24 protein-coding genes, 1 tRNA gene and 1 pseudogene are annotated in these 26,245 nt (G+C 48.3%); 21 read left to right on the top strand and 5 right to left on the bottom strand.

Annotation, left to right across the window (positions count from 1 at the left end; all coding sequences use genetic code 11):
• Positions 1-111: 111 nt before the first annotated feature.
• Complete coding sequence (locus tag DW937_RS04160) at positions 112-1,494, bottom strand: MATE family efflux transporter (protein WP_120120217.1); 1,383 nt, start codon at positions 1,492-1,494, stop codon at positions 112-114.
• 373 nt (positions 1,495-1,867) lie between these two features.
• Between DW937_RS04160 and DW937_RS04155 the strand changes: the two genes are divergently transcribed.
• Complete coding sequence (locus tag DW937_RS04155) at positions 1,868-2,662, top strand: RICIN domain-containing protein (RefSeq protein ID WP_120120216.1); 795 nt, start codon at positions 1,868-1,870, stop codon at positions 2,660-2,662.
• Positions 2,663-2,733: 71 nt separating this feature from the next.
• Here the strand turns inward: DW937_RS04155 and DW937_RS04150 are convergent, their stop codons facing one another.
• The gene (locus DW937_RS04150) at positions 2,734-3,384 is read right to left on the bottom strand and encodes a Crp/Fnr family transcriptional regulator (protein WP_120120215.1); all 651 of its coding nucleotides are present in this window, start codon (positions 3,382-3,384) and stop codon (positions 2,734-2,736) included.
• An 86-nt stretch (positions 3,385-3,470) separates the two neighbouring features.
• On the opposite strand from DW937_RS04150, the gene DW937_RS04145 reads away from it, so the two are divergent.
• The gene (locus tag DW937_RS04145; RefSeq protein ID WP_097775294.1) at positions 3,471-4,199 is read left to right on the top strand and encodes a 4Fe-4S dicluster domain-containing protein; all 729 of its coding nucleotides are present in this window, start codon (positions 3,471-3,473) and stop codon (positions 4,197-4,199) included.
• Positions 4,200-4,262: 63 nt separating this feature from the next.
• Here the strand turns inward: DW937_RS04145 and DW937_RS04140 are convergent, their stop codons facing one another.
• Both DW937_RS04140 and DW937_RS04135 read right to left on the bottom strand, forming a co-directional pair.
• Complete coding sequence (locus DW937_RS04140; protein WP_165852883.1) at positions 4,263-5,138, bottom strand: hypothetical protein; 876 nt, start codon at positions 5,136-5,138, stop codon at positions 4,263-4,265.
• A 117-nt stretch (positions 5,139-5,255) separates the two neighbouring features.
• A tRNA-Ser gene (locus tag DW937_RS04135) sits at positions 5,256-5,347 on the bottom strand.
• A 258-nt stretch (positions 5,348-5,605) separates the two neighbouring features.
• Here DW937_RS04135 and DW937_RS04130 point away from each other — a divergent pair.
• Positions 5,606-6,625, top strand: coding sequence for an alpha-hydroxy-acid oxidizing protein (locus tag DW937_RS04130; RefSeq protein ID WP_120120213.1), 1,020 nt, complete (start codon positions 5,606-5,608; stop codon positions 6,623-6,625).
• Positions 6,626-6,678: 53 nt separating this feature from the next.
• Here DW937_RS04130 and spoIID read toward each other — a convergent pair whose 3' ends face one another.
• Entirely contained in the window at positions 6,679-7,683 is a 1,005-nt protein-coding gene (spoIID, locus tag DW937_RS04125; RefSeq protein ID WP_120120212.1) for a stage II sporulation protein D, read from the bottom strand.
• Between the two features lie 245 nt (positions 7,684-7,928).
• On the opposite strand from spoIID, the gene DW937_RS04120 reads away from it, so the two are divergent.
• The 18 genes and pseudogenes from DW937_RS04120 (at position 7,929) to DW937_RS04035 (ending at position 26,227) form a co-directional block, all read left to right on the top strand.
• Entirely contained in the window at positions 7,929-9,299 is a 1,371-nt protein-coding gene (locus tag DW937_RS04120; protein ID WP_118526256.1) for a citrate synthase, read from the top strand.
• On the top strand, positions 9,299-10,084 hold the full coding sequence (locus tag DW937_RS04115; RefSeq protein ID WP_118526254.1) for a hypothetical protein: 786 nt from the start codon (positions 9,299-9,301) through the stop codon (positions 10,082-10,084). Before DW937_RS04120 ends, DW937_RS04115 begins: the two co-directional genes overlap by 1 nt.
• Positions 10,085-10,282: 198 nt before the next feature.
• Complete coding sequence (gene gap / locus DW937_RS04110; RefSeq protein WP_005945602.1) at positions 10,283-11,314, top strand: type I glyceraldehyde-3-phosphate dehydrogenase; 1,032 nt, start codon at positions 10,283-10,285, stop codon at positions 11,312-11,314.
• Positions 11,315-11,816: 502 nt separating this feature from the next.
• The gene (locus DW937_RS15465; RefSeq protein WP_207666631.1) at positions 11,817-12,215 is read left to right on the top strand and encodes a hypothetical protein; all 399 of its coding nucleotides are present in this window, start codon (positions 11,817-11,819) and stop codon (positions 12,213-12,215) included.
• 127 nt (positions 12,216-12,342) lie between these two features.
• Positions 12,343-13,119 (top strand): annotated as a pseudogene (locus DW937_RS04100) (nucleotide sugar dehydrogenase); the annotation flags it as partial.
• 378 nt (positions 13,120-13,497) lie between these two features.
• Complete coding sequence (locus tag DW937_RS04095; RefSeq protein WP_120020564.1) at positions 13,498-14,628, top strand: glycosyltransferase family 4 protein; 1,131 nt, start codon at positions 13,498-13,500, stop codon at positions 14,626-14,628.
• Positions 14,625-15,830, top strand: a complete 1,206-nt coding sequence (locus DW937_RS04090; RefSeq protein ID WP_120120211.1) for a glycosyltransferase — start codon at positions 14,625-14,627, stop codon at positions 15,828-15,830. The genes DW937_RS04095 and DW937_RS04090 overlap by 4 nt, the downstream gene beginning before the upstream one ends.
• Positions 15,831-15,850: 20 nt before the next feature.
• Positions 15,851-16,354 (top strand): glycosyltransferase, encoded by a 504-nt coding sequence (locus tag DW937_RS04085; RefSeq protein ID WP_347561883.1) that lies wholly within the window; start codon positions 15,851-15,853, stop codon positions 16,352-16,354.
• The gene (locus DW937_RS04080; protein WP_120120210.1) at positions 16,351-17,319 is read left to right on the top strand and encodes a glycosyltransferase; all 969 of its coding nucleotides are present in this window, start codon (positions 16,351-16,353) and stop codon (positions 17,317-17,319) included. The genes DW937_RS04085 and DW937_RS04080 overlap by 4 nt, the downstream gene beginning before the upstream one ends.
• A complete protein-coding gene (locus DW937_RS04075; protein WP_243111422.1) occupies positions 17,316-18,179 on the top strand; it encodes an acyltransferase family protein in 864 nt (287 codons plus the stop codon). Before DW937_RS04080 ends, DW937_RS04075 begins: the two co-directional genes overlap by 4 nt.
• A 174-nt stretch (positions 18,180-18,353) precedes the next feature.
• Entirely contained in the window at positions 18,354-19,535 is a 1,182-nt protein-coding gene (locus tag DW937_RS04070) for a radical SAM protein (RefSeq protein WP_120020562.1), read from the top strand.
• Positions 19,535-20,545, top strand: a complete 1,011-nt coding sequence (locus DW937_RS04065; RefSeq protein ID WP_120120209.1) for an acyltransferase — start codon at positions 19,535-19,537, stop codon at positions 20,543-20,545. Before DW937_RS04070 ends, DW937_RS04065 begins: the two co-directional genes overlap by 1 nt.
• Positions 20,546-20,729: 184 nt before the next feature.
• Positions 20,730-21,080: an acyltransferase gene (locus tag DW937_RS04060; RefSeq protein ID WP_165852890.1), complete on the top strand. Its 351-nt coding sequence runs from the start codon at positions 20,730-20,732 to the stop codon at positions 21,078-21,080.
• Positions 21,081-21,099: 19 nt separating this feature from the next.
• Positions 21,100-22,131, top strand: coding sequence for a glycosyltransferase family 2 protein (locus tag DW937_RS04055; RefSeq protein ID WP_120120208.1), 1,032 nt, complete (start codon positions 21,100-21,102; stop codon positions 22,129-22,131).
• A 16-nt stretch (positions 22,132-22,147) separates the two neighbouring features.
• A complete protein-coding gene (locus DW937_RS04050; protein ID WP_120020557.1) occupies positions 22,148-23,410 on the top strand; it encodes an O-antigen ligase family protein in 1,263 nt (420 codons plus the stop codon).
• Positions 23,400-24,098: an acyltransferase gene (locus tag DW937_RS15395; RefSeq protein WP_120020556.1), complete on the top strand. Its 699-nt coding sequence runs from the start codon at positions 23,400-23,402 to the stop codon at positions 24,096-24,098. Before DW937_RS04050 ends, DW937_RS15395 begins: the two co-directional genes overlap by 11 nt.
• Positions 24,099-24,108: 10 nt before the next feature.
• Positions 24,109-25,509, top strand: a complete 1,401-nt coding sequence (locus DW937_RS04040; RefSeq protein ID WP_120120207.1) for an oligosaccharide flippase family protein — start codon at positions 24,109-24,111, stop codon at positions 25,507-25,509.
• 13 nt (positions 25,510-25,522) lie between these two features.
• A complete protein-coding gene (locus DW937_RS04035; protein WP_165852882.1) occupies positions 25,523-26,227 on the top strand; it encodes a LicD family protein in 705 nt (234 codons plus the stop codon).
• Positions 26,228-26,245: the final 18 nt, after the last annotated feature.

The following is a 26,245-nucleotide window of genomic DNA, read 5'->3' as shown; positions in this document are numbered from 1 at the left end:
CAAAGTTTAAAAGAAAGCCGGAAAGGTTTTCCAGTTCAATTATAATACGAAACAGCCGCGCATTCCATTGCAGGAAAACGCGGCTGTTGATTACAGTTTTATGACAGACGTTCAGGACTGTGCTTTGGCTTTTTCAGCATCGTCCATCCGGTCCAGCTGCTTGAGGAAGGCCAGCAGGAACGGCAGGGAAACAATAAAGGTGAGCGCATCCGCAATGGGCTGGCAGATCTCTACGCCCACAAGGCCGAAAGTGCGGGGCAGAATGAGGATGAGCGGAATGAAGAACACGCCCTGACGGCAACAGGCCAGAAAGGTGGCGCGCCCGGCTTTGCCCACGCTCTGGAAGGTCATGTTTGCCACCACAATGACCGGCTGCAGCAGAATGGCAAGGCACTGATAGTGGAAGGCGGGCAGAGCCACGGCGGTAACCTCCGGGTCGTCGCGGAACAGGCGGATGAGGGCATCACTGTTGACCCAGCACAGGCTCACCAGCACCACCAGCATACAAAAGGCTGCACCCATGGTAAAAACTGCAGCTTTTTGTACCCGGCGGAATTTGCGCGCACCGTAGTTGAACGCGGCCACCGGCTGCAGGCCCTGCCCAACGCCAATGGCTACCGAGATGATGAACATGAAAATGCGGGAAACGATGCTCATGCCGGCCACAGCGGCATCGCCATAGCTGCGGGCGGCAATGTTCAGCAGCATGCCGCCGATGCTCTGCAGGCCCTGACGGCCAAAGCTGGGCGCGCCGCCCACCAGGATCATGCCGAACTCCCACGCTTCACGGGTGACGGCAGTAATACGGAACTGACTGACGGTTTTGCCCCGCAGGAACATGGACAGCAGGATGCAGAAGCTGATGCTTTGGCTGAGAGCCGTAGCAATGCCTGCACCGGCGGTGCCAAGGCCCAAGCCGAACATCAAGATGGGATCCAGCACAATGTTCAGCACGCCGCCGGTCACAAGGCCGATCATGGCAAAGTTCGCCTTGCCCTCATAGCGCAGGATGTTGTTCATCACAAGGCTGGAGATCATAAGCGGGGCTGCAATGAGGATGGGCCGTGCATAAGCGCAGGCGTGGGGCAGAATGGTCTCGGTGCTGCCCAGCAGCATCATGAAGCTGGGCAGAGTGGCAAGGCCCACAACGGCCAGCACCACGCCAGCGGCCAGAGCAGTAAAAAAGCTGGTGGAAGCAAAGCGGGTGGCGGCATCGGTGTTCCGGCTGCCAAGGCTGCGGCTGATGATGGTGCCGGAGCCGTGGCCCAGTGTAAAGCCAAGCGCCTGAATAATGGCCATCAGGCTGGAAACAATGCCCACCGCACCGGAAGCGCTGGTGGAGATCTGGCCCACAAAAAAGGTATCGGCCAAGTTGTAGATGCTGGTGATGAGCATACTTAAAATGGTAGGGGCGGCAAGACCGAGGATCAGCTTTGGAATGGGTGTCTCGGTCATTTTTTTGTATTGCTGAATGTTGAGCTCGTCTGCTGACATGAAAAAACCTCCTTTTATCATAAGGAATAGGTCAAGAAAAGCCGCCCAGCAGCAGAGCGGCGGATAATTTAAATGTGTGCACGGGATGCACGTTCCATAGTATAACGCAGCTGCGGCAAAAAGTCGAGAGCCGAACCGGCACAGAATGGTGCCTGAAATGCCCATGGAGCGGGAGAAAAACGGACGGAAAGCTTGACTGTTTTTGTCTGTTTTGCTAAAGGCTGGTCGAATTGCTTGTAGAAAATCACGATATGTGGTATCATTTACCATGAGGGAAACAAAAGAGCCTGTGCATCTGTACAGGCTGCATACAAAATACAAGCGGCAGCCGCAGGCAGAGCCGGGCGGCTGCGATCCATAGGAGGAACAAACCATGAAAACTGTTGCACAGACCGTGATCGAAGCCGATCACTTTTACACCATTGCCGCGCACACCGGCAACGTCATTCAGGCCGTGGAGGGCACCAAGGAAGCCGGTACCGTCCGTCTGGGCAAGTACGAGCATAAGCCTGAGCAGGAGTGGAGCTTTATCCGCGTGGGTGACGGCGTTTACCGCATCCGCAACCGCGCATCCGGCAAGCTGCTGGACCTGACCATGACCGGCACCGCCAACGGCACCTGGCTGCACCTGTGGGAGGATGTGGGCGGTACCTCTCAGATGTGGACCGTTCAGCCCACCCCGGAAGGAACTGTGCGCCTGCGCTCTTCCTGGGCCGGCGGCAAGTGCGTGGACACCGTTGGCATGGGCGCTGCGGTTGGCACCGTGCTGCAGATCTGGCAGGAGGTGTCCGGCGCAGATGACCAGCTGTGGACCATTGCCGAGGTGAAGGAGCGCGCAAAGCGTGCCGCAAAAAAGGCCGAGGCGCCTGCTGTGGAGGCTGCCGCTGAAGCTGCACCCGCTGCAGAAAAGGCACCGGCCAAGAAGACTGCGGCCCGCAAGCCCCGCACCACCAAAAAGGCGGCTGCCGCCAAGGCAGAAGCTGCAGAAGAGGGGAAGACAGAGACCGCAGCACCGGCAGAAAAGCCCGCAAAGCCTGCCCGTAAGACCGCCGCCAAGGCTGCCGAAAAAGCAGAGCCTGCAAAGGCAGAAGTATCTGCAGAGGAAAAGCCCGCTGCGGAGAAACCCAAGCGCAAGTGCGCACCCCGCAAGAAGAAGGAGACGGTCTGATCTCGTTCTATTGACCTGTTAAAATGAAAGCGCCCGCCGGAGGTCCAGCCCTGCCCGGCGGGCGCTTTTGGTTATTCTGGAAGCTGCTTTAAAACAAAGCGGTTTTTATCAAATTCAAGCAAACCTTCGTCCCGCATTTTGCACAGCTCTTTGGAGAGGGCGCTGCGGTCCAGATTGAGGTAGTCGGCCATCTGCTGGCGGTTGAAGGGCACCTCGAACGCCATCCTGCCGCAGCGTGCTACCTGTGCGGAAAAATAGGTCAGCAGCCGTCCGCGCACAGTCTTGGGCGTTGTGCAGAAGATGCGCTGCGAAAGGCTGAGGTTCTTGCGCATGGACACCGCCAGCAGGCGGCGCAGCAGCTTGTCCTGCAGCGCTGGCTCGATCCGCGCATCGGTAAAGGCGGCAGTGTGCAGGAACAGTATTTCGCAATGTTCGGCCGCAACAGCATCCACCATCAAGGCCTCGCCGCAAAAGGCGTAGGTCTCGGCAAAGGCCTGCCCGGCACCTGCGCTGCTCAGGATGCTTTTGGTGCCCCAGAGATCCAGATTTTCAATGTGCACGGAACCACGCAGCACAATGCCGATCTCCCGCACGCAGCTTCCGGCGCGGAAGATGACCTCGTGCTTTGCAAACTGCCGGGTGCGCAGGTGCCCGGCAGCGGCAAGGGTATCCAGCTCGGCTTCTGAAAGATCCTGAAACAGGGGCGACGCGATCTTTTTCATAAAAATCCTCTTTCTGTGGTTATAACAACCGAAAGCACGGTCTGATTATAGTATACTCAGAACATCAAAGCAAGGAGGATTTTTCCATGATCCGCAAAATCATTCATATAGACGAAGAAAAATGCAACGGCTGCGGTGCCTGCGTCACCGCCTGCCATGAGGGTGCCATCGGCCTTGTGAACGGCAAGGCTAAGCTGATGCGGGACGACTACTGCGACGGCTTTGGCGACTGCCTGCCCGGATGCCCCACCGGTGCCATCACCTTTACCGAGCGCGAAGCCGCCGCTTATGACGAGCAGGCTGTGCTGGAAAACAAGCAGAAAAAGGCCGCTGCCGCCCAGCAGCAGGCGCAGCCCGCTGCACCGGCGTTCCATGGCTGCCCGGGCAGCATGATGAAACAGTTCCACCGTGAGCAGACCGCACCTGCCGCAGCCGCAGTGCCCATGCAGTCCCAGCTGGCACAGTGGCCTTGCCAGATCAAGCTGGTGCCGGTGAACGCGCCCTACTTTGACGGTGCCAAGCTGCTGATCGCCGCCGACTGCACCGCCTATGCCTACGCCAATATCCACGAGGAGTTCATGAGGGGCCATGTGACCATCATCGGCTGCCCGAAGCTGGATGCTGTGGATTACAGCGAAAAGCTGACCGAGATCATCCGCAGCAATGATATCAAGAGCGTGACCGTGCTGCGCATGGAGGTGCCCTGCTGCGGCGGGCTGGAGCACGCTGCCATCACTGCTCTGAAGAACAGCGGCAAGTTCATCCCGTGGAATGTAGTCACCTTCTCCACCGATGGCCGCATCCTCGACCGGTAAAATGACAGAACAAAAGCCAGAAACGACTGCTGCCGTTTCTGGCTTTTGATGTTTGCGGAAAGATCAGCCCGCGTTCTGTACGCTGTTGGCAGCGGTCTGCACGAACTGCAGCACGCTCTGGATGGTATCGCGGATCTGCACCAGTGTCTGGATGTCTTCGTCCTTCATGCGGGATGTGGGCGCAGTGAGCACCACGGTCTGGGCACTCACGGTGCCAGTGAGCTGGATGCTGACCCCGTGTTCCGGGATGGTGAGCAGGATGTGCACCGGGATGGCATCCGCAAAGAACCTGCTCTTTTCCAGCCCGATAACAAGTACCGGTGCATTGGCGCTGGCATCACCGGTATCCAGCTGAAAATAAAGGTAGCCGTCCTTTGCGTTTTCCGGCTGTACGCGCTGCAGTTTTTTCTGCGGCAGCTCAAACTCGGTCATGTCCTGCAGGCTGGTGGCTGTGGCGTCCACACCCAGCAGGCTTGCCAGCTGGGCCTGCGAGATATAACTGCCAAGGCTCCAGTCCGGCAGCAGAAGGCTCGCCAACGGGTAGCTGTCGGTGATGGAAGAGCGGATATTTTTGTACAGCTGCCCGACATCGTATAAGGTCTCGCTGCTGCTGATATACACCCGAGTGAGCGGGCCTGCCGGGATAACGGCATCCGGGGCCGAGATGCTCAGCTGCAGTGCGTCCGGCGCATACAGGCCGTTGACGGTGCCCTTGGTGGAGCCTGTCTTTTGCAGGATGGTGTAAAGGGCAGGGGAATCGGCTGTGGATGTGATCTCATAATCAAAGGTAAAGGCCGCGCCTGCCTGCAGCGCTTTCACCCGGCGGGCTACCAGACTGTACCCGGTTGCAGCGGCCACGGCTGCAAGCAGTACAAGAATGAGCACTGCGATCAGGACCACATAGCCCGCGCCGTGCTTTTTCCGTTTGGAAGATGCCATAAAAAATCCTCCCTCAGATGTTTTATTCAGCATAGCGGAACGGCGGACAAAAGTCAAGGAGGAACAGAGAAGCGCTGAAAAAAACAAAAAATCCGAAACCGTAAGGTTTCGGATTTCTGGCGGAAAGATGGGGATTCGAACCCCAGAACGCTTTTGACACGTTACACGATTTCCAGTCGTGCGCCTTAGACCAACTCAGCCATCTTTCCATATTCGGTTCTGCGTTTTGGGCCGTGGCCCTCAGCGCTCCACTATAATACCTGAAAGAAGCACTTTTGTCAAGGATTTTTTTGAAAAAAATTGTATTTTTTCAAAAAGCACGTGCCTGCGTTTCTGGCCTCCGAACTTTGCACTGAAAACCGTGCAAAACCCTTGACGACGACTGAAAACCGGGCTATGATGGGGGCAGAGAGTGCTGCGGAGAGAGTTTGCCCTGCAGAAAAGGAATAAAAGGAGGATATTTTATTATGACTTATCCTGAAGTGCTGGCGAATGCGCGTGAGTGCATCGGAAAATACTGCAAGGCCTGCCCGGTGTGCAACGGCGTGGCCTGCAAAAACCAGATCCCCGGCCCCGGTGCCAAGGGCGTGGGCGATACGGCCATCCGCAATTATAATAAGTGGGCCGAGATCCGCGTGAACATGGACACCCTGTGCGAGGGCGGCACCCCGGACACCCATATTGAGCTGTTTGGCAAGAGCTTCAAGTACCCGTTCTTTGCAGGCCCGGTGGGTGCTGTGAACCTGCACTACTCCGAAGCCTATACCGATATGACCTATAATGATGTGCTGGTGCGCGCCTGTGCAGAGAACGGCATCGCTGCCTTTACCGGCGACGGCACCAACCCCACCGTTATGGAGATGGCCACCAAGGCCATTGGCGCAGCAAACGGTTGCGGCGTGCCCACCATCAAGCCCTGGAACATTGATACCATTAAGGAAAAGATGGCCGAGGCCAAGGCCAGCGGCTGCTTTGCCGTAGCAATGGATGTGGATGCAGCCGGTCTGCCCTTCCTGAAGAACATGACTCCGCCCGCAGGCAGCAAGAGCGTGGCAGAGCTTGCCGAGATCGTCAAGCTGGCCGAGCGCCCCTTCATCGTCAAGGGCGTTATGACCGTTAAAGGCGCACTGAAGGCAAAGGAAGCCGGTGCGGCTGCTATCGTGGTGTCCAACCACGGCGGCCGCGTGCTGGATCAGTGCCCGGCCACTGCCGAGGTGCTACCGGAGATCGCAGCAGCCCTCAAGGGCACCGGCGTGAAGATCCTGGTGGACGGCGGCATCCGCACCGGTGTGGATATGTTCAAAGCACTGGCACTGGGTGCAGACGGCGTGCTGATCTGCCGCCCGTTCGTCACGGCTGTGTATGGCGGCGGCGAGGAAGGTGTGAAGTGCTACATTGATAAGCTGGCCGGTGAGCTGGCTGACACCATGCAGATGTGCGGTGCGCATTCTCTGGCCGAGATCACCCCGGATATGGTGCGGGTATAAGAAAAAGAGTGAATAGAAAAGCGGTCTGTGCCTTTGCGGTGCGGGCCGCTTTTTCATCCTTGCAGCTGCGTGCCGGGGTAGTAGTGTGCCAGAATATCGGCATAGCTTTTGCCCTGCTCCGCCATGGCCTTTGTGCCCCACTGGCTCAGGCCCACACCGTGGCCGTAACCCCGGGTGACAAAGCTGAAATTCCCGCTCTGGTACTGTACCGTAAAGCATGTGCTGCGCAGGCCCAGCGCCCGGCGCAGGGTCGTGCCGGAAACGGTCTGCCCGCAGACCGTGACGGTTTTTGTGTATCCGGCGCTGGTCAGCTCTGCCGGGCCGAACCAGACCTCCGGCGCGACGAGATCGGCAGAAATGCCAAGGCCTGCAAGGGCCTGCTGCACCTGCTCTGCGGAAAAGGTGACGGTGTATTCGTAGTTGTCAGCGGAACGGTCGGTGCTGCTGTCCACTGAAATGAGGTAGGGCAGGGCGGAACCCCATACATTTTCGCTGGCCTCGGTCTGCCCATTGGAAATGGCAAAGTAGCTAGCGCAGGCAGGAACATTCTCGTAATAAAGTATCTCATCCAAGACCTCGTCCACAAGGGCGGAGAGGCGGGCGTAATTCTGCTCGTAGGCGGTGCCCCAGTAGCTGCGCAGCACCGGCTCGGTCAGGCAGCCCTGCCGCCGGGCTGGGTCGGCAGTGAGCCAGGCGCCGCTTTGCAGGGTGGTGTGGTCCCGGCAGTAGAGCGCATAGCTGTGGGCGGCAACGGCCTGTGCCTTGAGCGCTTCGTCCGGCCAGCTCACCGGCATCTCGGCGGCGACAGCACCCAGAACGTATTCCTGACGGGAAAGCTCCAACACCTGTCCGGTGGCCTGATCCTCCACCAGAAAGGTCTCGGCATCCGCAGAAGGCACGGCACCTGGCGGCTGCGCAGATGCTGCAGGCGAAGATACGGCAGAAGATGCGGGCTCTGCCCCACTGAGCACGGCGCGTGTGATCCGGTAGGCAGCCAGCGGCAGAATGCTGCCCAGCACCAGCAGGACCGCAAAGATTGGCAGAAAAAACTTTTTCATAGTCCCAAACCCTCCGACAGCGGTGTTTTTTTAATCAGAATACCGGATATACCCTGAAAAAAGATGCGAAACAGGGAAAAAGCCTTTTGTGGTGCAAGCGCAAAAAGCATCAAACCGGCTTTTTGTGCGCTGAACGGTGCAGTTGATGCTTGAATTTACTCGTCAAAAGCGATAATATAGAATTATACCCATCATTGAGGGTGGGCGGGAAAGTATATAAATAGGATGAAAGGAGAATTCCCCTTATGAATTTTGCACATTCGGAGGTGGCAACGCTGGACCCGAACACAATGCGGACTTTGTGTGAGGAATATGTTGCCAACAACTACATCGATCCGGAGACGAGCGAACGTCTGGGGGTCAAGCGCGGCCTGCGCAACCCGGATGGCACTGGTGTGCTGGCCGGCCTGACCAACGTCTGCGACGTTGTGGGTTATAAAAAGGATCAGGAAGGCCATGTGATCCCCACTCCCGGCAAGCTGATCTACCGCGGTGTGAACATCAACGAGATCGTGGACGAGGCCTACCGCAATGACCGCTTTGTGTTTGAAGAGGTGATCTGGCTGCTGCTGTTCGGCAGTCTGCCCAACCGGGAGCAGCTGGACGATTTCTGTGAGATCCTGGCAGAGCACCGCGCCCTGCCGGAAGGCTTCATGGACACCATGAACGCCCCCTCGCCCAATATCATGAATAAGCTGCAGCGCTGCGTGCTGGGCCTTTACTCTTACGATGAGCACGCCGAGGATCTGAGTCTGGAGAACATCCTGAGCCAGAGCATCAATCTGATCGCCAGCATGCCCACCATGATGGTGAACGCTTACCAGATGAAACGCCGCTACTACGATAAGCAGAGCATGTTCTTCCACCTGCCCAAGCCCGGCCAGAGCACGGCAGAGCACATCCTCAGCACCTACCGTCCGGACCAGAAGTTCACCCACGAGGAAGCAAAGCTGCTGGATATGTGCCTGCTGGTGCACGCCGACCACGGCGGCGGCAACTGCTCCACCTTTACCACCCGTGTGCTGTCCTCCTCCGGCACCGATACCTACTCCGCAATCGCGGCGGCCATCGGTGCACTGAAGGGCCCCAAGCACGGCGGTGCCAACCTGATGGTGAACCGTCAGCTGAAGGATATCCTCAAGCATGTGGAAAACCCCGAGGACGACGATGAGGTGCGCGAGTATCTGCGCCGCATCCTGCGCAAGCAGGCGGGCGATGGCTCCGGCCTGATCTACGGCATGGGCCACGCGGTGTACACCATCAGCGACCCTCGTGAGGTGATCCTGAAGCAGCGCGCCCGCCATCTGGCCTACGACAAAGGCTTTGAGGAAGAGTATAATATGCTGTGCAGCATCGAACGGCTGGCCCCCGGCATCTTTGCCGAGGAAAAGGGCAGCACCAAGCCGGTGTGCGCCAACGTGGACCTGTTCAGCGGCCTGATCTACAACATGCTGGGCATCTCTGAGGATATTTACACCCCGCTGTTCGCCATTGCCCGTGTGCCCGGCTGGTGTGCACACCGCGTGGAAGAGGTGGTATTCGCCAACCGTATCATTCGTCCCGCTTACAAGTATCTGGGCGTGCGCCAGAAATATAAGCCGATTGAGGAACGCTGATGAATCCTTCTGTTTTGTTCGTTTTTATCCTGAGCATTCTGCTGGGCGTGCTGCGCGCGGCAGACCTTGCCTTTGGCACCGATGCCGTCACCGGTTTGTGCGTGGTCGGCTCGGTGTGGTGGCGCTATCTGGCACTGGGTATCGTGGTGCTGGCTGCAGTGCTTGTGGGCCGTACACAGCCTTCCCGCTCGGAAGCGGTGCGTAGCCGCAGGCCGCTGGCCGGTATTCTGGCTTTTGTCGGTGCAGTATGTTTTCTGGCCGCAGCGGGTGCACAGATCGCGCTGGGCGCAGCTTCCGGTCTGGGCGGCTTTGTGCGGTGCATTCTGGAATGCCTGTGCTCCGCGTGGCTCAGCACCATAGGCCGCTGCTGGCTCAGCCCCAACGAGTGGAAAAAGCCCTTTGGCGGGCTGTATCTGGCCGTGGCGGGCAGTCTGCTGTTCTACTGGAACGTGCTGCTGCGCTTTATGGAGAACAGCTCCAGCTGGCACCGCGTGACCCCTACAGCGGCGGTGTGGCAGGCGCTTGCGGCACTGGTGTTTTTGGCAGCGCTGGCCCGGGCGCTGCATGTCCCGCAGCCGGGCAATGGCAAAACACTGTGCGCAGCCGGGCTTGCCGCATTTGCACTTTGCCTGTGCTGGCAGCTGCCCTACGTACTGGTTTTGATGAGCGGCCTGAGCTGGGCCACACCGGCTGTCTGGCCGGAGATCTTTGCCGGACTGGGCCTTTGCTGCGTGGGCGGCATTGGCGGAGCGTGCGCTGCAGCCTGCTTGAACGGGGAGAGCTGACAAAAATGTTGGCACTCTGTTGGCGCAATTGCCGAAAAGCAGGGAATGAAAGGAATTAAAATCGTACAAAAGCAAAAAATGCAGTGAATGTCTTGTTAATTTTTTGGCAGATACTTGAAACTTTCTGCGTTTTGGTCTAAAATAAAGATACCGTGATTTATCCGATTATGGGTAAAATAATTAGGAGGTACTATTAACATGGCTGTTAGAGTTGCTATCAATGGTTTCGGTCGTATTGGTCGTCTGGCTTTCCGTCAGATGTTTGATGCTGAGGGTTACGAGGTCGTCGCAATCAACGACCTGACCAGCCCCAAGATGCTGGCTCACCTGCTGAAGTACGATACTGCTCAGGGTTCTTTCTGCGGCAAGATCGGCGAGGGCAAGCACACCGTCGAGGCTACCGAGGACTCCATCATTGTTGACGGCAAGGAGATCAAGATCTACGCTGTTAAGGACGCAAAGGACGCTCCCTGGGGCGAACTGAACGTTGATGTTGTTCTGGAGTGCACCGGCTTCTACACCAGCAAGGAGAAGAGCATGGCTCACATTCAGGCTGGCGCAAAGAAGGTCGTTATCTCTGCTCCCGCAGGCAACGATCTGAAGACCATTGTCTTCTCCGTCAACGAGAAGACCCTGACCGCTGAGGATCAGGTCATTTCTGCTGCTTCCTGCACCACCAACTGCCTGGCTCCCATGGCTAACACCCTGAACAAGACCTACCCCATCGTCTCCGGTATCATGACCACTGTTCATGCTTACACCGGCGACCAGATGATCCTGGATGGTCCTCAGCGCAAGGGCGATCTGCGCCGTGCTCGTGCTGGCGCACAGAACATCGTTCCCAACACCACCGGCGCTGCTAAGGCTATCGGCCTGGTCATCCCCGAGCTGAACGGCAAGCTGATCGGTTCTGCTCAGCGTGTGCCTGTTCCCACCGGCTCTACCACCATTCTGGTTGCTGTCGTCAAGGGCAAGGATGTCACCAAGGAGTCCATCAATGCTGCTATGAAGGCTGCTACTTCTGAGTCCTTCGGCTACAACGAGGATCAGATCGTTTCTTCCGATGTCATCGGCATGCGTTACGGCTCTCTGTTCGATGCTACCCAGACCATGGTCGCTAAGATCGACGACGACACCTATCAGGTTCAGGTCGTGTCTTGGTACGACAACGAGAACTCCTACACCTCTCAGATGGTCCGTACCATTAAGTACTTCGCTGAGAACTGCTAATCATAGCTCTACGCTCAAAAGCGCTTGAGGTGCCGTGCTGAATAACAGTTGATACCGGCTTTGCCGGTACGAACATGCTGTGATTGGCATGACAACAGGATATTGAGTTCAACACCCTTCCTTTTGCGGGTTTCCGTGAGGGGAAGGGTGTTTTTTTGCTGAAAAAAGCAATGGAACGAGTTTCTTTCCAAAATGAATATGTTGCAACAAAAAGACGGAATAAAGTACGGAAATCTTAGCCATGAAGCAGGCAATGATACAGCTGAAAAGTATTGTATCCCAAAGGAAAAAATGGTAAAATGTTTTTAGTGTCGATAAATACATTTACGAAATTGATATTGATGATTCTGGAAATAAAATGTCAATGAATTGCGGCGTAAATCAGTCAAAAACCTGGGCGTAAATGCGTCCGGGCTTTTTGTGATGTAAAGGAAACCGGGCCGGAGTTTGGCACGGTATGGGGATGAGATCCCTAAATGGGGAAAGCGACGGGAAAGGGAAAATGAAAGAGAAATTGAGGCTTGCTGTTTTTGGCCACAAAAGGTGGTCGAGAGAGGGCGGCGTGGAGATCGTGGTAAAAGAGCTGTGCACACGGATGGCGCAGCAGGGCTGTCAGGTGACATGTTACAACAGATCGGGACATCATGTGAGCGGTGCGGAATATGATGATGCCAGTAAAATTGAATACGCTGGAATCTGCCAGAAATATGTTCCGACCATTCAGCGGAGAGGGGATGGAGATATAATACGCGGCTGTCATAATAGGGACAAGGGTGCGGCAGAGAATGAAAGGCTCCGCAACCCAAAGTTCATATTTTCTTACCCGAAGAATGAACGACTGATCTTTTTGAGCGGCAGAAATGCCGCGCAGGAAGAAATCTCGACCATGAGGGTGGGGTGACAGCCAGCGGACAGGTGTACGAGCCTATCCGCTCTTTGTGTTGTCTGGAAATATATTGGTTTGATGTGAAAATAGATGAGAAAAACGTTTTAACGAATAGATTTTAAAAGCGTAGGAGGAGAAAAAGGTGGAAAATTATAAGATTGCTGTTGCGGGTACAGGCTATGTTGGTTTGTCGATTGCGACCCTGCTTTCCCAGCATCATCATGTGACCGCTGTGGATATTATCCCGGAGAAGGTCGAGATGATTAATAACCGGAAGTCTCCGATTCAGGATGACTATATTGAAAAATATCTGGCAGAAAAGGATCTGGATCTGACTGCAACCCTCGATGCAAAGGCTGCATACTCGAATGCGGATTTTGTTGTGATTGCGGCCCCCACAAATTACGATAGCCACACCCAACACTTTGACACATCTGCCGTCGAGGCTGTGATCAAGCTGGTCATGGAGTATAACCCGAACGCTATCATGGTTATCAAGTCTACGATTCCTGTGGGCTATACGGCAAGTGTAAGAGAAAAGTTCAACAGCAAAAATATCATTTTCAGCCCGGAATTCCTGCGTGAATCCAAGGCCCTCTACGATAACCTGTATCCTTCCCGCATTATCGTTGGAACTGACCTGAACGATGAGCGTCTGGTAGAAGCTGCTCATGAGTTTGCCGGTCTGTTGCAGGAAGGTGCAATCAAAGAGAACATTGACACGCTGTTCATGGGCTTCACTGAGGCCGAGGCGGTCAAGCTGTTCGCAAATACCTATCTGGCTCTGCGTGTTGCTTACTTCAATGAACTGGATACCTATGCAGAAAGTAAGGGTCTGAACACCCAGCAGATCATTGACGGTGTTTGCCTTGATCCTCGTATCGGCAGCCACTACAACAATCCGAGCTTTGGCTATGGGGAGTGTGAAATAATATGGGCAACCAGAGAAAAGGCTGATTTCATGCGGGTTTACGCGGCTTGACCTTTTCACCTCAACCTGTTTCTGCCTGTCATGGTGCGTTACAGCAAGCGTGATTTCAGGTGCTAATGGCTTCTGGTTGCGCTCTATACTTAACCCACCACAGCGAAAGCTGATAGAGCAGAAAACAGAATAAGGAGGTACGAAGGCGAGCCTGCGTATAGATTGCTACTGCAATCTGTATACAGGCTTGTTGTCGTGCAATAAAGGATGCAAGGTGAATAGTGAAAGAACGAGCATGACAATTTGAGGATAAGAACTACTTGGATTGTGCATAAGGCAAAGATAAAAGCATGAAATAGCGGTTGGAGAGAAGTAATGGAAGGAAAAATCAGACTTGCGGTTTTCGGACAAAAACGTCTTTCTCGTGAAGGCGGGATAGAGATTGTTGTAAAAGAACTATGCACCCGAATGGCACAGAATGGCTGTGATATAACTTGCTACAATAGAGCAGGTCATCATGTGAGCGGTGCAGAGTATGACAAAACAATTGAATATGATGGTATCCGTCAAAAGGTTGTTCCGACCATTGAGAAAAAGGGACTTGCGGCGGTAAGCTCTTCCTTTTTCGCAGCACTTTATAGTGCATTTGGAAGATACGATGTGGTGCATATCCATGCAGAAGGTCCTGCCTTTTTCTGCTGGATACCAAAACTTTTTGGCAAGCGTGTAGTCAACACTATCCACGGTTTGGACTGGGATCGCGAGAAGTGGCGCGGAAGCGTTGCATCCAAGTTCATTCGTGGCGGCGAAAAAAACGCCGTGAAATATGCGGACGAAATCATCGTTCTAAGCAAAGGCGTTCAGAAGTACTTCATGGATACGTACGGGAGGGAGACGCATTTTATCCCTAATGGTGTCAATCGGCCAGAGGTTCGGGAAGCAAATCTGATCAAGGATCATTTTGGATTGGAAAAGGATTCCTACATATTGTTCCTCGGTCGTCTGGTGCCGGAGAAGGGCATTCGATATCTGGTTGAGGCCTTCAAGAATGTCAAGACAGATAAAAAACTGGTCATCGCAGGTGGCTCCAGCGATACGGATTCCTTTATGGAGGAATTGAAAGACCTGGCGAAGGGCGACGATCGGATTCTCTTTACCGGGTTTGTGCAGGGAGCAATGCTGGATGAACTGTACAGTAACGCCTATATCTATACTCTGCCGTCTGATTTGGAAGGAATGCCGCTAAGTCTACTGGAAGCAATGAGCTACGGCAACTGCTGTTTGGTTTCGGATATTCCGGAGTGCGCAGAGGTTGTGGAAGATAAGGCATTGATTTTCAAAAAGTCAGATGTGGAGGACTTGCGAGAAAAATTGCAAGATGCCTGTGACCATCCAGAAATGGTTATGAAAATGAAGAATCAGGCAGCTGATTTTATCTGCGAGAAATATAACTGGGATGAAGTTGTAAAGGAAACGATGAAACTGTACAGGAGAAATAATAGATGAGAGTATTGATAATAAATAAATTTTTATATCCAAACGGTGGATCAGAAACCTACATATTTAAGCTGGGTGAGGCGCTAGAGCAGCACGGACATGAGGTTCAGTACTTCGGTATGGAGCATGAAGGCCGCTGCGTGGGCAACCGGGTCAATGCTTATACATCTGGTATGGACTTCCACGGCGGCAGCAAACTGAGCAAGCTGACCTACCCGATCAAGACGATTTACAGCAAGGAAGCAAGAGTACAGCTGCGGAAAGTGCTGGACGACTTCAAGCCGGATGTCTGTCACCTGAACAACTTCAACTACCAGCTGACACCTTCCATCATTCTGGAAATCGTGAAGTGGCGCAAGGAGACCGGAAGAGATTGTAAGATCATCTTCACGGCACATGACTACCAGTTGGTCTGCCCGAACCATCAATTAAAGAACCCTATCACACATGAGAACTGTGAGAAGTGCCTCGGCGGTCATTTCATGAATTGTGTAAAGGGAAAATGTGTTCACGATTCTACTGCAAAATCTATCGTTGGCATGATGGAGGCAGAGTTCTGGAAGTGGAACGGAGCATACAAGTACATTGACAAAATCATCTGTTGCTCGGAGTTCCTGAAAACTAAGATGGACACCAATCCGCTGTTTGCAACCAAGACGATTGCAATGCACAACTTCGTGGAGAAGGTAGAACCTAAAGACGTTGAGAAGAAAGACTACGTCCTCTATTTCGGCCGTTTCTCCGAGGAGAAGGGAATCAACACACTGGTTGAGACTTGCAACCTGTTGCCGGATATTCAGTTTATTTTTGCTGGTTCCGGCCCACTGGAAAACAAGGTCAATCAGCTGAAAAATGTTAAGAATGTAGGTTTCCAGACGGGTGGCGCACTGGACAAATTGATTCGAGAAGCAAAGTTCTCTATCTGTCCTTCGGAAGTCTATGAAAACTGTCCGTTCTCCGTTATGGAGAGTCAGCAGCGCGGCACGCCTGTCATCGGCGCAAATATTGGTGGTATTCCTGAGTTGATCACAGATGGTGTGGATGGACGGTTGTTCACAAGCCGAGATTCCAAGCAGCTGGCCTCGATTATCAGGGAACTTTGGAACAATCCGGAAGAGACGGATAACTATGCAAAGGCGTGTCTGAACCTTGAACGAGACGACCTTGAGGCTTACTGCGACAAACTCGTCCCGATTTATCTGGGGGGGTAACCCTTTGTAAGTATCAGCAAATGGACTATGCGCTGTACTTTGGCCGCTTCTCCGAGGAGAAAGGCATTGGCACACTCATCAAGGTCTGCAAGGAGTTGCCGGATGTGCAGTTCGTCTTTGCCGGTACTGGACCGCTGGAAGATACCATCAATGGTGTAAGCAACATCAAGAATGTAGAATTCCAGAGGGGTGAGGCACTGGAAAAACTCATCCGTGAGGCACGGTTCTCTATCTATCCGTCTGAGTGGTATGAGAACTGTCCGTTCTCCGTGATGGAATCCCAAATGTACGGCACGCCGGTGCTAGGCTCTGAGATAGGTGGTATCCCGGAACTGATTCAGGTCGGTAAAACTGGTGAACTGTTTGAGAGCGGCAATGCCGAAGACCTGAAAAGGAAGGTCCAGAAGCTCTGGGGTGATAAGAAGCTGTGTGAGCAGTATAGCAAGAACTGCAAAGACATCAGCTTCGATACAATCGATGAGTATTACGAGAAAATTATGAAGGTTTATAGAGGTGAAGCATGATTTATGTTTTATATGATAAACCCAAGAAATTGGAAGATATGTCGTTTTTGACTGCGGCATTTGAAAAAGAGTACAAGGAAATTTATCCCGAGTGGCGCTGCACTTCTATCAAGCAAATGCTCTCAGTGTGCAGTACAACCGTAAAACGTACAAAATCAGGTGACACCATTGTATGCTGGTATGACTTTATGGGAGTGTTGTGTTGGTGGTTGAGTAAACTGACCAACAAGAAAATTAAAGTTATAGCAATCAATATTTTGTTGAAAGATAAAAATACAACGAAAAACAAGGTGGCAAAGTATCTTTATAAAAAGGCGTTGTGTTCAAATTCTTTTGCGGCAACAGTTACGACTGTGGAGTACGGCCGCTATATTAATGAGATTTTGAATACAAAAGTGAATTTTACGCTTTTGCATGATGTCTATCATCAAAATTATACTTTGAATAAGCGAGTAGAAACCAAGGTAAATACGGTTTTTTGTGGTGGTAGAAATGGCCGGGATTGGAAACTGCTATTTGAAGTTGCGAAAAAGCTTCTAAAGGTGACGTTTAATTGTGTTATGCCGAGTGCTCTGAAAGAACAGTTCTTAGGCGCTATGGGGGATAATGTCTGCGTTAAAACGGATATCCCGGAAAGCGAATTTATGGAGTTTTTGTGCGAGTCACAACTTATTGCCATGCCACTGGATACAGAAGCACCGGCAGGATTGACCGTCTATTTTCAGGCGGCTGCAAATAATAAAATGATTATAACATCCGATACGGTTACGACAGAAGGATATTTGTCAGATGGATGCGGAGCCTTATGTAAGAATACCGTAGAGGACTGGGTGGACAAAATTCAGTATTATCTTCTGCATACAAACGATGCAGATATCTGTGCAGCAAAGTTTAAGGATTTCCTTGAGAATGAGTGCTCTGAGGAAAAGTATACCGAAACACTGTGGGGGATGCTTGCGGAATGAAAGAAAGGTATGAAGGAGTAGATGGCTTGAAGGCGTATGCCATTATCGGCATTGCGCTGATGCACATCCTCACAAATGGAGAATATGGGATAGGAGGATTTGTGTTTGAGCAGCTTATTCCGTCTTTCACAAACCTCGTTTTCCTTTTTATGATGGTCAGTGGCTTTGGTATGTGCTGTGGCTATTACCAGAAATTCAAGGATCAGAAAATCAGTGTGGGAGAGTTCTACGCCAAAAGATACAGTAAAATTTGGCCGTACTTCGCATTGCTTTGTGCGCTGGACTTTGTAATGTCACCCAGTAAAAGTGCATTGTATGAGGTCTTTGCAAACCTGACACTTTGTCAGGGTCTTTTGCCGAATATGAACATATCGGTTATCGGTGTAAGTTGGACGTTGGCAGTGATTTTCGTATTTTATCTGTTGTTTCCGTTTTTTTGCTTCCTGCTGGAAAACAAGAAACGCGCGTGGTTGGCACTTGCCTGTGCTGTAATCTACAACTTCGTATGCAGCACATATTTCTTTGATGAAAGCCACATTGCAGATAGAGTGCTAGTGAATTTCAGTGCAAGGACAAACATTCTGTATTGTGCAGTTTATTTCATTGCTGGTGGACTGATCTTCCTCTATCGAAAGGAGTTGTCCGAGCTTGCATCGAAGTACAAAGTTATCGCCGGAATATTTTTGCTGATTGCTACAGTTGTTTATTTTGCAATAGGTAGTTCTACACTTACAATGTTGTTCTTCTGCGTGGCCGCACTGGTCTATACCATCGGATGCAATCGGGGGGGGTACTGGTCAATCCAGTCGCCAAGTTCCTTGGCGGTATCTGCTTCGAGATTTACCTGTGCCACATGGTAATTTATCGTGTGCTTGAAAAGTTACACCTTGTTCATCTGTTTGGAAATGGTCTGCTGGCATATATCTTCACAGCAGTTGCAGTTATTTGTGGCTCGGTTGTGTTCTCGGTGTGTGCCAAGTGGTTCTTAAATAAAATCGAAACATTCTTAAAAGAGAGAGTTAGGAGAGTTAATCATGTCTGAAGAAAAGAAGTTAAATGGTACGGTCATCGTCACTTATCGCTGCAATGCCCGTTGCTCTATGTGTAACCGTTATAAAGCACCTTCCAAACCGGAAGAGGAAATCAGCATCGAAACCATCAAAAAACTGCCGAAGATGTATTTTACGAACATCACCGGCGGTGAGCCGTTCATCCGCTCTGACCTGAAGGATATTGTGCGTGAACTGTATAAGAAATCTGACCGTATCGTTATTTCTACGAATGGTTTCTTTACGGATCGTATCGTTGATCTGTGCAAAGAGTTTCCGCAGATTGGTATTCGTATCTCTATCGAAGGTCTGGAGCAGACCAACAACGAGATCCGTGGCCTGCAGAACGGCTACCAGCGTGGATACGGTACGCTGAAGAAACTGCGTGAGATGGGCATGAAGGATGTCGGTTTTGGTATGACCGTCCAGGACAAGAATGCTCCTGACCTGGTTCCGCTGTACAAGATTTCCAACGAGATGGGTATGGAGTTCGCCACGGCTTCTCTGCATAACAGTTTCTACTTTGTTGAGGCAAAAAATATCATCCATGACCGTCCGATGGTCGCAAAGAATTTCGAGAATCTGGTCAACGAACTGCTCCGCAGCAACAGCCCGAAAAAATGGTTCCGTGCCTACTTTAACCACGGTCTGATCAACTACATTTACGGCCAGAAGCGTCTGCTGCCTTGCGACATGAGTTTTGATACCTTCTTCATCGACCCGTATGGCGATGTTATGCCTTGTAATGGTACCAAGGATAAAGAAGTCATGGGCAACCTGAATACCCAGAGCTGGGACGAACTGTGGAACAGTCCGCAGGCTGAGGAAGTCCGCAAGAAGGTTCGTTGCTGCGACCGTGACTGCTGGATGATTGGCTCTGTCAGCCCTGCTATGCATAAGTACATCTGGAAACCTGCTACCTGGGTTCTGGTTCACAAGTTCAAGGCTTTCTTCACCAAGCATCCGTATAGCATGTACGAACTGAAGATTTGCCGTGACTACCGTGATGGCAAGGTCACTAAGGAAGAACTGGACAAGTGCAGCACCTGCGATATGAATTGTGTGATCAACAACGGTCTGAGTGAGGCTTCCAAAGAACAGCTGAAGCATAAGACCGGCGAGGAAATCGTGGATGCTGATATCGCACAGCAGATGGAGACGAAGTAATGAGTGAAAAGACAGCGGCAAGAACAAGAGAAAAATGGGTCGATGATGTAAAAGTTATTGCCTGTATATTGGTTGTACTGGGCCATTTCTTCCAGAGCATGACGAAGTCAAATATTCTGCCTGAAAATGGTTTATACCAGTGGTTCAATACGACAATTTATTACTTCCATGTGCCGCTGTTCTTTATTTGTAGCGGATACTTGTATCAGAAGTACAGCAAGGTAAACAGTGTGGGTAGTTGGTGCAAGAATGTGGCAAAAAAAGCATTGGCACTCGGCGTACCCTATGCCACTTTTACGACTGCTACGTGGGTGCTGAAAAAGGTGTTCTCAAGTAGTGTTAACGACCAGATTGGTGGTCTCGGTGATACACTGTTCCTCCATCCGACTGCTCCATATTGGTATCTATACGCATTGTTTTTTATCTTTCTGGTCACGCCGACTTTTAGCGATGTGAAAGCATCTGCAGTAGGATTGATAGTTGCACTGGCTGCAAAAGTCTTGATTTTAACTGGGGGGGGGTACAGCATTTACGCTGTATCGACGGTTCTCTCAAACGAAATCTGGTTTGTGCTCGGTATGGGTATTTGCACGTTTAATGTGCAGATGAAGGGCAAAAGAGCACAAGGGACGATATTCGGGTTGCTGTTTATAATTCTGAGCATTGTGGTATATACGGCGGAAATTAGCGGCAGTATGATCTCTTTCATAATGGGATTATTGGCTTGTGTGGCGGTTATCCTGATGGTGGCTGATTTTGAGGAAATGTTCAGTAGGGGTATGGACTTTCTTGCAAAGTACACAATGCCGATTTTTCTGATGCATACATTGTTTGCCGCACCGCTGCGATCTGTTCTACTGAAGGTTGGCGTTACGAATGCTGTGGCACATGTGGTGCTGGGACTTGGAATTAGCTTTGCAGGTCCGATTATAGCTGCATGGATTATGAAGAAAACAAAGTGGATGGAGTTTTTCTTGTACCCGAATAAATTAATTAGAAAGGTATCTTAAGGATGAGACTTAAAGGTAAAGCCAAGGAAATCCTTGGATTGATGCGAGCAAAAATCTTTGGCATAACCGCTGGGCAGAGCGTTTATATTGGTAAGCATTGCAGCCTAAAAGGAAAACACCATATTACCTTGGAAGATTGTGTGACGGTACGTCCATATGCCCAAATCTGGTCGGGGGGGGTACAGTGAGAATTGGCAAAGGCTCCGAAATTGGTGAACGATGCCGAATCTCTATTGCTAATTCTTTGGAAATTGGAGAAAAAGTACTCCTTTCTCCAAACGTGTACATAACCGATTGTGATCATGAGTACCGTGACGTAGATGTTCCAGTGATTGATCAAGGAATTGTACAAAGAGGACAGAAAGTATCCATTGGAGAAGGTTCTTACATTGGAATCAATGCAGTGATTGTAGGCAATGTGAGGATTGGCAGACATTGCGTGGTTGGAGCCAATTCGGTGGTTACTAAAGACGTACCAGATTATTGTGTGGCAGTTGGGAGTCCGGCAAAAGTGATTAAGAACATGAAGAATTGATGTAGCGAGGAATATATAAATGAAAGCAGGATTAGTAAGCATTGTCTTACCAATATACAATGTGGAAAAGTATCTTGATAGATGCATTGAGAGCGTTATAAATCAGACATACAGAAACCTAGAAATCCTTCTTGTAGATGATGGGTCACCGGATGATTGCCCTCAAAAATGCGAAGAGTGGGCTAAGAAAGATGGCCGAATAAAAGTTATCCATAAGGCTAATGCAGGACTTGGATATGCCCGTAATACGGGAATAGAAAATGCTTCTGGAGAATACATTTGCTTTTTTGATAGCGACGATTATATTAATCCAAGTACAATAGAAAAGGCATATAATACCGCACAGAAAAACAATAGTGATATGGTTTTGTTTGGCCACTACGATGTTAATGCACAAGGAAAAATCGTCAGAACGTATATACCTACAATAGATAAAGAAAGCTATGTGAGCTCTGAGGTTCAAGAAGTGCTTTTACCTGATTTGGTTTCTGATAATCCTGCAACAGGGAAGAGTACGAATTTATGGTTAAGCGCATGTTTTTGTATGTATTCTATGAAGTTGATATTAGAAAGCAACTGGAGATTTGCTTCGGAACGGGACATTATATCTGAGGATGTATATTCATTGTTGCGATTGTACAGAAATGTAGAAAAAGTTACTATAATTCCAGAGGCATTCTATTACTATTGTGAGAATAGTACGTCATTGACACATACGTATAAGGCAGATCGATTCAATAGAATAAAGAGATTCTATAATGCCTGCATAGATGCATGTGATGAACTAAATTATAATGATGAGGTAAAAAAACGCTTTTCGGGTCCATTTATTTCTAATACAATTGCTGCAATGAAAATGATTATTCAAGCGGATATGAGTAATGATAAAAAGAAATCGGCGTTCAAAGCTATATGTAAGGATGAACAACTTCATAAAATAATAAATAGCGTGGAAGTCAAAAAAGAAAAATTTACACGAAGATTGTTGATTTGGTTTTTAAAGGCCCGATTATATAGTGTTTGCGAACTGTTGGTTAGATTAAAAGCATAGAGGGGTTTAAGCGTAAATGAAAAGTAGATTAACAGTTAAAAAAACACATTTGCTATGTGCCATAACGCTTTTACTTACCCTATTTTCTGGACAAAGTTCAAAATTGTTTGGAATATCAGGTGGAGCAGCATATCAATTGTTGTATTACTCTAAATATATATCAGCTTTGTTTCTAGTGGCGTATGCATTATCACGCCCAAGAAAGGTTTCCGATTATGAAGTAAAAAGACTTCTGACAATTCTTTTGCCTCTTGTAGTGTTGATGATAGTGGTAGAATGCTTTGCTGTATTTACAAGTCCTGTGCCGGCAATGTATGGCATAAGATATTGGACTAGATCTTTAGCAGCGTTCTTGGATCGATTTTGCATTTATGCAGTTGTTATTGGAATATGGGAACTGTGTGGAGATGAAGCGATAGAGTGTATTACAAATACTTTTATCGTGGATGAAATTCTTATTTTTATAAGTGCTATTTTTCATGTAGGAGTTGCTGGAATCGTTGAGAGCTTTTTAGGCGCTTTTGCATTTAGTGAGGGTGCATCAAATTATTTTGAAGTTCATGAACTGACTTTTGCCATAGGACTGTGCATTATATATTATTTGTTTTTTGCCGAGAGAAAAAAACATAACACAGGGAAATTAGTCTTTCTTGTTATTTCATTCATTTTGGGATCAAAAAGAATAGGTATGGCAGGCATTGCGGCGGCGGGATTGTTTTCCTTGTTTGTACATAAAAAAGGACTGTCTCGTCGTAAATTGCTTACAATTGGAATAGTTGGTGTTTTGGTCTGCTATGGATATTTGTTTATAGTATATAATAATGAATTCTTTGCAATACTGAATGAACATGGCATCAACAATATGGGACGAGATTTGATTTATGCATATTTTGTCCGAAGAACTAAACTCTCACCAACACAAATGGGATGGGGAATGGCAGGCGTTGCAAAAGTTGTGGAAAATATGGATAGAAGCGAAGTTATGTATATGGCAGCGGTGCGAGGCGTTCATAATGACATCCTTAAAATATATATCAATTTTGGATTTGTTGGTTCTTTGATTTGGTATGCTCTTAATTTGATCTATTTTCCGGTTAAATTTATGAATGAATATGGGAAAAAAGCCGCTACAATATATATGGCGTTGATTCTATATCTGTTTATTACCTATTTAACAGATAATACAGAAAGTTACTTTGTTTGCCAAGTGGCTTTGTTATTGATACCGATAACCGAATATTTGAAAGAAAAAAATAGGAGTGTCTATTGTGAAAATTAAGGAAGCAATAAAAAAACTAATTTACCCTAATAAGTACTGTTCTGAGGCTTATGTTAACTTCCTTCGTCGAGGGGGGGCAAAGATAGGAGAAGGAACAATCTTCTATAATCCAATGAATACTGTTGTTGATGAAACTAGCCTTCCATTTATTGAAATTGGAAAGAATTGTAGAATTACAGCAGAAGTTATTATCTTAGCACATGACTATAGTTATGCAGTTTTACGTCCGGAATATCATTGTATGCCAAGAAAGGCTGGAGTTACAAAAGTCGGTGATAATGTTTTTGTTGGGATGAAGTCCATTATTTTGATGGGAAGTCAAATTGGAAATAATGTTATTATCGGGGCAGGTGCTGTTGTATCAGGAAATATTCCTGACAATGTAGTTGTTGCAGGAAATCCGGCTAAAGTTGTTTGTACGTTGGATGATTATTATGAACGTCAGATAAAACGACTTGATAGTTATGCGAAAATATATTATAAGCGGACCAAGTCATATTTGCAAAGAGAACTAACGGAAAATGATATGAATTGGTATAACCAGCTATGGAAATTTGAAGGAAAGGATCAAATCTATGCTGGAATCAAAGTGGATGGAGATAACATTTCAGAAATTATCAGCGATTTAAAGAATGTTAAGCCTATTTATGAAAGCTTTGATGATTTTAAGAGGAGCATAGATACTTAAAGGAACTTCGATGGAGAATAAATTCAAATACTTATTTAAAAATATTGGCGTTTTGATGATAGCAAACTTTTCGTCAAAAATACTGGTATTTTTACTTGTACCTTTATATACAAGCGTTCTTTCTACTACTGAATACGGTTCGTATGATTTAGCAGTTTCAACGGCTACACTTCTTTTCCCAATCTTAACTTTAAATATCGTTGATGCGGTAATGCGGTTCTCTATGGATTGTGCAGTCAATAAAAAAACGATTGCAACAATAGGAATGAAGTTTATTTCTATTAGTGCGATTCTTTTTGGAATATGTATGTGGCTATTGAAGCGTATAAATCTATTGCCCGGGATCAGTGGCCTAGAAATATACATATTCTTATATTATGCCTCCTATGCCGTTAACCAACTCTTAATTCAATTTTCAAAAGGGTTGGAACGTGTTAAAGACATGGGAATAGCAGGGGTAGTTGGGACTTTTGTGACAATAATAACCAATATTCTATTCTTATTGGTTTTAAAGTGGGGATTAATTGGATTCTTTTTCTCAAGTATTCTGGCTCAGATGATTTCGGCTATTTATTTAGCAATTCGTATTAAAGTGTGGGAGTACATTGATGTAACAGAAATTGATAAAAAAACTCAACATGAGATGCTAATGTACTCGGTTCCTTTGATTGCAACTGCTGTTGGATGGTGGATTAATAGCGCAGCTGATAAATATGTAGTTGCCTTTATGTTAGGAGTGGCCTCAAATGGACTGCTGTCCGTGTCATATAAAATTCCACAGATTATAAATACTCTACAAGGAATATTTACACAGGCATGGCAGATATCTGCGGTTAAGGAATATGGCGAAGAGGATACCTCGAAATTTTATGGAAATACATTCTCATCTATTAATTTGCTAATGTGTGCAGCATGTTCATTTTTGATTATTCTGTCAAAACCATTGGCTCATATATTATACGCAAAAGAATTTTATGTTGCCTGGCAGTACGTTCCTTTTCTACTGCTAAGTTCTGTGCTTAATTGTGCTTCTGGTTTGTTAGGACCGATATTGGCAGCAAAGAAAGATTCAAAAGCGATGATGTGGTCCGCTATAATCGGTGCTGCCACAAATATTGTAATGAACATCATTTTGGTTTATTTGATGGGGATTCAAGGAGCTACAATTGCAACAGTGATTTGCTCGTATATTATATATGCGGTAAGAAAAAGGGCTGTAGGTAAAGATATTTGGATTAAAGATTATTTTATAATTATAGTAACGTGGATGCTATTATTTGTTCAGGCGTTTGTGGAAAGCTATTTGTCTATTGTCCCTATTGAAATTGCAATAATGGCAATCCTGATTGTTATTAATGTAAAAGAGTTAAAAAGAATTTTCTTTAAAATAAAGCATGTGTTTATTCACTAAGGGGGAGTTAGTTATGAGGAAACTAAAACAGATATGGCATAAAATAAAAGCGATTCCATTTATTGGCGACAACTATGAAAAACTGGTTGGACAAAAAAAGATAGAAAGAAAAATGCAGCATCAACAGGAAGAAATACAAAATAATGGTGTTAAGTATTTGAACTTAGTTGAAAACACAATGAACACGTCTGGTGGACTGTACTATGCATACGCTGGGACATTACTTGGAATTGTAAGAGATAAAAAACTCATCAAATGGGATTTAGATATTGATTTTGCAGTGGTCATTACAGAAGATTTCTCATGGAGTGATTTACAAAAGGTAATGGCAAAGTCAGGTTTTAGAAAAATAAGAGAATTCGTATTTGAAGGTCTTGTTACTGAGCAGACTTATCAAGTAGATAAGCTGACAATAGATTTCTTTGGTCAGTTCTATGATGGAAATAAGATGATCCAGTATTCGTATGATAAATTGGATGGAGTTAAGTATTCTTCAAATTCAGAGTATAGTGTTTATCTTGTAACACTTCCGAGGGTAGATAAAACAAAGTATATTGAGGCCGATGGAGTAAAAGTATCTGTTCCTTATAATGCTGAGGAAATTTTAGCATCTATTTATAATGAGGATTGGAGAGTTCCTAATCCGAATTGGAAGTCCAATAGTGGAAAATGTAGTACACTATTGAATGGAAAAGTGGGGCATCAGGTGATTAACTGATGCGTTAATAGTGAATAA

The sequence above is a fragment of the Faecalibacterium sp. AM43-5AT genome, from assembly GCF_003603345.1.
Lineage (GTDB): Bacteria > Bacillota > Clostridia > Oscillospirales > Ruminococcaceae > Faecalibacterium > Faecalibacterium taiwanense.
This window is presented reverse-complemented; position numbering and strand designations above follow the sequence as displayed.

Coding starts and splice junctions, on each gene's coding strand:
- DW937_RS04160 (WP_120120217.1), bottom strand. CDS start 1,494: ATGTCAGCAGACGAGCTCAACATTCAGCAATACAAAAAAATGACCGAG.
- DW937_RS04155 (WP_120120216.1), top strand. CDS start 1,868: ATGAAAACTGTTGCACAGACCGTGATCGAAGCCGATCACTTTTACACC.
- DW937_RS04150 (WP_120120215.1), bottom strand. CDS start 3,384: ATGAAAAAGATCGCGTCGCCCCTGTTTCAGGATCTTTCAGAAGCCGAG.
- DW937_RS04145 (WP_097775294.1), top strand. CDS start 3,471: ATGATCCGCAAAATCATTCATATAGACGAAGAAAAATGCAACGGCTGC.
- DW937_RS04140 (WP_165852883.1), bottom strand. CDS start 5,138: ATGGCATCTTCCAAACGGAAAAAGCACGGCGCGGGCTATGTGGTCCTG.
- DW937_RS04130 (WP_120120213.1), top strand. CDS start 5,606: ATGACTTATCCTGAAGTGCTGGCGAATGCGCGTGAGTGCATCGGAAAA.
- spoIID (WP_120120212.1), bottom strand. CDS start 7,683: ATGAAAAAGTTTTTTCTGCCAATCTTTGCGGTCCTGCTGGTGCTGGGC.
- DW937_RS04120 (WP_118526256.1), top strand. CDS start 7,929: ATGAATTTTGCACATTCGGAGGTGGCAACGCTGGACCCGAACACAATG.
- DW937_RS04115 (WP_118526254.1), top strand. CDS start 9,299: ATGAATCCTTCTGTTTTGTTCGTTTTTATCCTGAGCATTCTGCTGGGC.
- gap (WP_005945602.1), top strand. CDS start 10,283: ATGGCTGTTAGAGTTGCTATCAATGGTTTCGGTCGTATTGGTCGTCTG.
- DW937_RS15465 (WP_207666631.1), top strand. CDS start 11,817: ATGAAAGAGAAATTGAGGCTTGCTGTTTTTGGCCACAAAAGGTGGTCG.
- DW937_RS04095 (WP_120020564.1), top strand. CDS start 13,498: ATGGAAGGAAAAATCAGACTTGCGGTTTTCGGACAAAAACGTCTTTCT.
- DW937_RS04090 (WP_120120211.1), top strand. CDS start 14,625: ATGAGAGTATTGATAATAAATAAATTTTTATATCCAAACGGTGGATCA.
- DW937_RS04085 (WP_347561883.1), top strand. CDS start 15,851: ATGGACTATGCGCTGTACTTTGGCCGCTTCTCCGAGGAGAAAGGCATT.
- DW937_RS04080 (WP_120120210.1), top strand. CDS start 16,351: ATGATTTATGTTTTATATGATAAACCCAAGAAATTGGAAGATATGTCG.
- DW937_RS04075 (WP_243111422.1), top strand. CDS start 17,316: ATGAAAGAAAGGTATGAAGGAGTAGATGGCTTGAAGGCGTATGCCATT.
- DW937_RS04070 (WP_120020562.1), top strand. CDS start 18,354: ATGTCTGAAGAAAAGAAGTTAAATGGTACGGTCATCGTCACTTATCGC.
- DW937_RS04065 (WP_120120209.1), top strand. CDS start 19,535: ATGAGTGAAAAGACAGCGGCAAGAACAAGAGAAAAATGGGTCGATGAT.
- DW937_RS04055 (WP_120120208.1), top strand. CDS start 21,100: ATGAAAGCAGGATTAGTAAGCATTGTCTTACCAATATACAATGTGGAA.
- DW937_RS04050 (WP_120020557.1), top strand. CDS start 22,148: ATGAAAAGTAGATTAACAGTTAAAAAAACACATTTGCTATGTGCCATA.
- DW937_RS04040 (WP_120120207.1), top strand. CDS start 24,109: ATGGAGAATAAATTCAAATACTTATTTAAAAATATTGGCGTTTTGATG.
- DW937_RS04035 (WP_165852882.1), top strand. CDS start 25,523: ATGAGGAAACTAAAACAGATATGGCATAAAATAAAAGCGATTCCATTT.